This is a genomic window from Bacillus sp. AF62, assembly GCF_050312695.1.
Lineage (GTDB): Bacteria > Bacillota > Bacilli > Bacillales > Bacillaceae_G > Bacillus_A > Bacillus_A cereus.
On sequence record NZ_JBNPJZ010000078.1, the window covers coordinates 1 to 7,195 of the forward strand.

Here is a 7,195-nt window from a genome sequence, read left to right on the forward strand (position 1 = left end):
TCAGGAGGTCTGTTCAGTAAGGCAGCGGGAATTGCAAGTGACATTAAAAAGACTATTTCTGGAGCATTAGAAATTAATAGTCCATCTAAAGTGATGATTCCAGTCGGTAGTGCAGTTCCAGAAGGTGTTGGCGTTGGTATGGATAAGGGGAAACGATTTGTGGTGAATGCAGCAAAAAATGTAGTTGGAACGGTCAAAAAACAGATGAGTAATATGCCATCTGTATTTGATTTTGGATTCCAAACAAATCAATATAGTATCCCGCAAAATACGTTTGACAATTTTAGTGGATATACGCAACCGCAATTAGATTATAACAATCCATCTATGGCAAAAACTATGTTCTCGGATAGATCAGGTAGAGAACAAGAATTGAATGTAACGGTAAATATGACAAACGTTTTAGATGGAAAAGAATTAGCGAACGGAAGTTACGCATATACGACAAAGCTTCAAGACCGTGACCAAAAAAGAAGAGCGGAATTTTAAGGGGGGTGAGCATGTTGGGGAAACTCAGTTTTACTTTTAATAAGATTAGAAAAGATTATGTTCAAATGCTAGTTGGAAGAAAGCGCCCTTCGTGGGCTCCGATAAAAAGAAGATTGGTAAGAGTCCCTCATCGTGCAGGGGCTCTTTTTCTTCATACAGAAACGGAGGAACGTCGTATTGATGTTCCTTTTGTCATTAAAGCAGCAAAAGATATGGCGGATTTGCAAAAGATAAAAGAAGATTTAGCAGATTGGCTATATACAGAGCAACCAGCTGAACTTGTTTTTGATGATGAATTAGATAGGACGTATCTAGCATTAATTGATGGCTCTGTAGACTTGGATGAGATAGTCAATAGAGGAAAAGGTGTCATTACTTTTGTTTGTCCGATGCCATATAAATTAGGGAAACAAAATACTCATATGTTCTCTCAAAGTAGCTCTACAGAAGTGGCGACTTCTTTTATTAATCAAGGGAATATAGAAGCACCTGCAATTATTGAAATCGAAGCACAGAAACCAAGTACATTTTTAGATGTGTGGTTTGGTGAGTATCCATATAATCGAGATTACTTCAGAATTGGTTATCCTTTGAAAACAGAGCAACTACCTGTTGAAAGAAATCAAAGGCTTATATGGGATGAAATGGCTAACACTGTAGGTTGGAGTAAAGTCAGTTCGATGGAAGATGGCGAACCGATTGGCGAAATGAAATCAGATAAATATCAATTTTATTGTTCTGATTTTGGTACTAGTGCAGGGAAAGGGTGGCATGGTGCAGCTGTTAAAAAAAATATCCCCGGTGGCCCAGTGCAAGATTTTATTATGCAAGCTTACGTTACATGTAAGAGTAAAAGAATCAATGAAATGGGACGGGTTGAGATAGCGATACTCGATGAAAATAGCAAGGTGCTTTCAAAAATTGCTATGTCTGATGTGTTTTGGCAAGCTGAACAAAATTTCGGAACAATGGTAATTGGATATGATAATAAGCCGGGAAAAATAGGTTTGATTTATGAGAGTGGTGATTATCCGAATACATGGAATCAATATTACGGAAGATTGTGGATAGCTAGAACGGGAAATGTGTGGGAGGCTTATATCTCGAAATTCCTTCCGGGGACAGAAAAGGATGATTCAGAACGATTTGCAAGGTGGACGGATGAAAATAATTATCATATGGAAAAAGCAGCACAAATCCAGATTAGTATGATGCAATGGCAAGATGTACCGCCAGTAGAAGCAATGACCGTTTCAGATTTGAAATTCTGGAAAGTGAATTTAGATACTCAAAATAATCCACCTTACATTTTTGATACAGGAGACAAGATTATAATTGATACAGAAAAAAGTCTTGTAACCATTAACGGTAAAAATGCGATTAATTTAAAAGACATTTTTAGTAATTTTCCAACTGTCATACGTGGTGAGAATCGTATCGATATCATGCCACCAGATGTGAAAGCAACTGTTAGTTATAGGGAGAGATACAGATGAGAACACCAAGCGGGATTTTACATGTTGTGGATTTCAAAACAGATCAAATCGTTGCAGCTATCCAGCCAAATGACTATTGGGATGACAAAAGGCATTGGGAACTGAAAAACAATGTTGATATGTTGGATTTTGCTGTCTTTGATGGAACAACTCATTCGGCTACGTTACAACAACAAAATCTTGTTCTAAAAGAAGTTCGCGATGGAAGAGTTGTACCATATGTCATTACAGAAACAGAGAAGAATTCAGACAAACGATCCATTACCACATATGCTTCAGGAGCTTGGGTTCAAATTGCTAAATCAGGCATTATAAAACCACAAAGGATAGAAGGTAAAACAGTAAACGAATTCATTGATATGGCTCTTGTAGGCATGAAATGGAAACGTGGAAAAACAGATTATGCAGGTTTTCACACTATGACCATTGATGAATTTATGGATCCGTTAACTTTTTTAAAGAAAATAGCTTCTTTATTCAAATTAGAAATTCAATACCGCGTTGAGGTTCAAGGGTCACAAATAGTTGGATGGTATGTTGATATGATTCAAAGGCGTGGCCGAGACACTGGTAAAGAAATAGAGTTAGGTAAAGATTTGATAGGTGTTACACGTATGGAACATTCAAGAGATATTTGTACAGCGTTAGTCGGATTTGTAAAAGGCGAAGGCGATAGTGTAATTACTGTTGAAAGTATTAACAGGGGAATTCCTTATATTGTTGATCATGATGCATTTCAACGATGGAACGAACGTGGTAAGCATAAGTTTGGTTTTTATACGCCAGAAACAGAAGAGTTACATATGACACCACAACGTTTAATGACGTTAATGGAAATAGAACTGAAAAAACGTATTAATTCTTCCGTTTCGTATGAAGTAGAGGCACAATCCATTGGACGTATTTTCGGACTAGCACATGAACTCATTAACGAGGGCGATACAATCCGAATCAAAGATACAGGCTTCACACCTAAGTTATACCTGGAAGCACGTGTAATTGCCGGTGATGAATCTTTTACGGATCCTACACAAGATAAATATGTGTTTGGTGATTATCGTGAAATGACTGATCCGAACGAAGAATTACGAAAAATTTATAATCGAATCCTTAGTAAATTCGGCGAGAAACAAGAAATGCTGGATCAGTTAGATAAATTGGTGAAAGAAGCGAATGAAACAGCAAGTAACGCTAAGAAAGAATCAGAAGCCGCGAAAACACTTGCCGAAAAGGTACAAGAGAATATGAAAAATAATACTGTTGAAATTATAGAAGCTAAGAATTCGCCAACAACAGGGCTTAAACCTTATAAAACACTTTGGCGTGATACTAGTAATGGTAAGCCTGGTATTTTAAAAATATGGACAGGTGCAGCGTGGGAATCGGTTGTTCCTGATCCAGAAACTATCAAGAAAGAAACACTAACACAGGTTAATAAAGATATTGAGTCCACAAAAACAGAATTAAACCAAAAGGTACAAGAAGCACAGAATCAAGCTACAGGACAATTCAATAAAGTACAGGAAGGTTTACAAGGTGTTAGTCGTACCATTTCTAATATCGAAAATAAACAAGGTGAAATCGATAAAAAAGTAACTAAGTTTGAACAGGATTCTAATGGATTTAAAACTTCTATTGAATCGTTAACGAAAAAAGATACTGACATTAGCAATACATTACATACAGTTGAATCTACTGTAGAAGGTACAAAGAAGACTATTTCTGATGTGCAGCAAACAACAAGTGAGCTTAAGCAAAAAACAACTGAAATGAAAGAAGAAGCTGGGAAAATCAGTGAGAAGTTAACAAGTGTAGAAACAAAGGTGAATAGTGATAAAGCTGGTGGACGTAACCTTTTATTACAATCAAATGTTAAATATGAAAAAACAGATTATCTAATCAATCAATATTCTCTAACTGAAAATTTCTTTGCGGATGAGGTATATACCTTTGTAATAAAAGGGAGTGTCCCGCAAGGTCAGAAATTTGGAATCTGTCAGAATGGCGGGTCCAGCAATGTTGGATATGCAACAAGTGTTTATGGTAATGGAATAACGTATGTAACCTTCAAAGCTGTTGCGGCTACAAGTGGAAATGAACGAAAGTTAAGCTTATATAATTACCCGAGTAGTACTACGAAATCTATTGTGGAATGGGTTGCCTTGTATAAAGGGAATAAGCCACAAGATTGGACAGCGCCGCCTGAAGAACAAGTAACAACAGATGAATTTACAAAGAAAACAACAGAGATTGTAAAAAATGTGGATGGAATTAAAGAAACAATCACAAAAGTGGAACATAATCAAAATGGATTTGATAAGCGTGTTGCGACTGTAGAAAAAGATGCAACTACTATTAAACAAAATGTCTCTTTCATACAAAATACGCAGACAGAACAAGGAAGACAATTACAAGAGGCGAAAGCTGGATGGGAAAATACTGCGAAAGCAATTGAAGGTAAAGTTGAGCTGAAACAAGTAGAGAATTATATTGCTGGGTTTAAAATCCCTGAGTTGAAGCAAACAGTTGATAAAAATAAACAAGATTTGTTGGGCGAATTAGCTAACAAACTTGCAACTGAGCAATTTAATCAAAAAATGACTTTGATTGATAACCGCTTTACTATCAATGAACAGGGTATAAATGCTTCAGCCAAAAAGACAGAGGTATACACAAAAGAGCAAGCAAATGGGCAATTTGCCACATCATCTTATGTAAGAGATATGGAAACACGTCTTCAGTTAACTGAAAAGGGTGTTAGCATATCTGTAAAAGAAAACGATGTAATCGCAGCATTCAATATGAGTAAAGAAAACATTACGTTGAATGCGAACAGAATTAACTTAAAAGGTTTTATTACAGCGAGCCATATTAAAGGACAAGTGTTAGAAGGAGTAACACTTAAAACGAGTGGAAATAGATTTGTTGAAATAAATAAGCAAGACATGAAGATTTTCGATTCGGATAAGCCACGTGGCTATATAGGATTTATGGAAACAGATGATGGAAGTATTCAACCTTCATTAGTCCTTGGTTCTGATAATAGAAAATACGCTGGTACAGGATCATTTTATATTTATCAAGTCATGCCGCGAATGAATGGAGTTGATCAACCTTCTAAAGCATATGCGAAATTTGGGATTTCTAAAGGAGAAAATGCAGAAGGAACTAATATTTGGTCAAACTATATTCAAATGCATAATGACGGTGGACATCTGAGCGTATATTCAGATGGACAATTTCGTTTTCAAAACTTGAATAATATTATTTTTGAATCTGAAGGATGGGCTCCAGGATATGGTTACTTCTCTGTAACTACAACTGAACCACATATTTTTACAAATAACGCTGGGCAGTTTACTTTCAAAAGAAAAGGCAGTGACTATAAAATACATTTCGTAAACGGCACCACCGATCATGATTTAATTATGGGTAATGCAATGATAAGGTCAAGTTTTGTACAAGGTTATAACAATGGCTTGCAGATTAAAGATATGATGGGTAAGGGATGGAAAGATATAGAATTAAGAACATTACGAGCGCGAGAGAATATTAGCGCTACAGGGCGTATGTGGGCGCAAGAATTTATCCCTAATTCTTCTCGTAAGCTTAAAACGGATATAAAAGACCTTCCATTCTCTGCTTTAGATAAAATCAACTCTGTAAACATCAAACAGTATCACTTTATAAGAGATGTTGAACGCTTCGAGTCAGGGGAGTCTATTATACTTCCAATTAATTACGGTATGATTGCGGAGGACTCTGACGATGTATTCACCACACCACAGAAAGACGCTGTAACACTTTATAGCTCGGTTTCAATTTCTATTCAAGCAATACAAGAAGTTGACTTTAAAGTTAAAAATCTTCAATTTGACCACGGTATATTGAAGCAGGAAGTTGATACTCTTAAAGAACAACTTGAAGCAGAAAAACTTGAGAAAGTTTCAATGAAAGCTGAAATTGCTGAATTAAAGGTATTAGTACAACAATTAATAAATGAGGAACCAAAGCAGCCATAAGCTGTTTTTATTTTGTACAAAATAGGGCTTTGCTAACAAAAGGGAGGCAATTCTTGTCTCTCTTTTTTGATATAGATGAGGAGTATGGATAGAGGGAGGGAAAACGGATGACAATCGAACTTGGTGTGCTGATTGCGTTATTATCACTCGCCATCAGCTATTTTGGCTACGCCCTGAATAAATCTAAATCCATCAAGGCAGATGGACAACAAAGTGCAGAGGTCAAAGCAGAACTGGGTTATATTCGAAAGGGTGTGGATGATATCCGGATCGATCTGAAAGCAAGCGAAAAACAAATGGTAGCACTGGGGGAACGTGTGACAAGAGTAGAAGAAAGTACCAAACAAGCGCATAAACGCTTGGATACAATCGAAAAGGAGACGGATTAGACATGACAAAAGAAAATATTCGAAAACGATTACGTAACTGGAAAACATGGGTGGCACTTGCCTCCCTTCTGGGATTTATTTGTGCAAAGGCTGGGTTACTGGAGACAAAAAGTTTTATCGACGAATTGTTACCGTACCTTTTCACACTAGGTGTTTCGATAGGAGTATGGATCGACCACGAGGGAACAGCACAAACAGACAAATAAAAACAAAGAGAACGCATCGCCAATCGGTGGTGCGTTTTTCTATGGGAGGAGAAACAAAATGAAACGATTACTGGGGATAGTTACAACATTATGTATCCTATTTTCGCTGTCTACAAGCGCTTTTGCCGATAGAATACTTCTGATACCTGATGCACCGAAAACACCATACAGGGGCGGTGTAGGGGCATATGAAGGAGTGGTTGCCCACAGTACCGCAACACCAGAAGCGCCTGCCATTAATATTCAACGTTATGAAACTCGTACCTGGAGAAAGGCATTCGTTCATTACGCAGTGGATTGGAATGAAACCATTCAAATTGCGGATACAAGATACATTGCGTATGGTGCAGGACCAGGAGCCAATAAACGATTTGTCCATGTAGAGTTATGTGAAACAGCCGATTACGCTAAGTTTAAAAGAAGTTATGAGAAATACGTAAAGCTGTTAGCGAAAATCTTACACGATAACAATCTGTCAGTTGAAAAAGGATTGTGGACGCATAACGATGTGAGGAAGTATCTTGGCGGTACAGATCATGAAGACCCGCTTGCTTATTTACGTAGCCATGGCGTAACAGAATCGCAGTTTAGAG

5 protein-coding genes and 1 pseudogene are annotated in these 7,195 nt (G+C 37.2%); all 6 read left to right on the plus strand.

Annotation, left to right across the window (positions count from 1 at the left end):
- Window positions 1–489, plus strand: a pseudogene (locus ACQRBL_RS19145) (phage tail tape measure protein); the annotation flags it as partial.
- A gap of 11 nt (window positions 490–500) precedes the next feature.
- Window positions 501–1,985 (plus strand): distal tail protein Dit, encoded by a 1,485-nt coding sequence (locus ACQRBL_RS19150; protein ID WP_411996744.1) that lies wholly within the window; start codon window positions 501–503, stop codon window positions 1,983–1,985.
- Window positions 1,982–6,007, plus strand: a complete 4,026-nt coding sequence (locus ACQRBL_RS19155; protein ID WP_411996745.1) for a phage tail spike protein — start codon at window positions 1,982–1,984, stop codon at window positions 6,005–6,007. The genes ACQRBL_RS19150 and ACQRBL_RS19155 overlap by 4 nt, the downstream gene beginning before the upstream one ends.
- 107 nt (window positions 6,008–6,114) lie before the next feature.
- A complete protein-coding gene (locus ACQRBL_RS19160) occupies window positions 6,115–6,396 on the plus strand; it encodes a hypothetical protein (protein ID WP_000151299.1) in 282 nt (93 codons plus the stop codon).
- A 2-nt stretch (window positions 6,397–6,398) separates the two neighbouring features.
- The gene (locus ACQRBL_RS19165) at window positions 6,399–6,602 is read left to right on the plus strand and encodes a hypothetical protein (protein WP_411996746.1); all 204 of its coding nucleotides are present in this window, start codon (window positions 6,399–6,401) and stop codon (window positions 6,600–6,602) included.
- Window positions 6,603–6,660: 58 nt separating this feature from the next.
- The coding region (locus ACQRBL_RS19170; protein WP_427735188.1) for a peptidoglycan recognition protein family protein at window positions 6,661–7,195 on the plus strand (535 nt) is incomplete at its 3' end.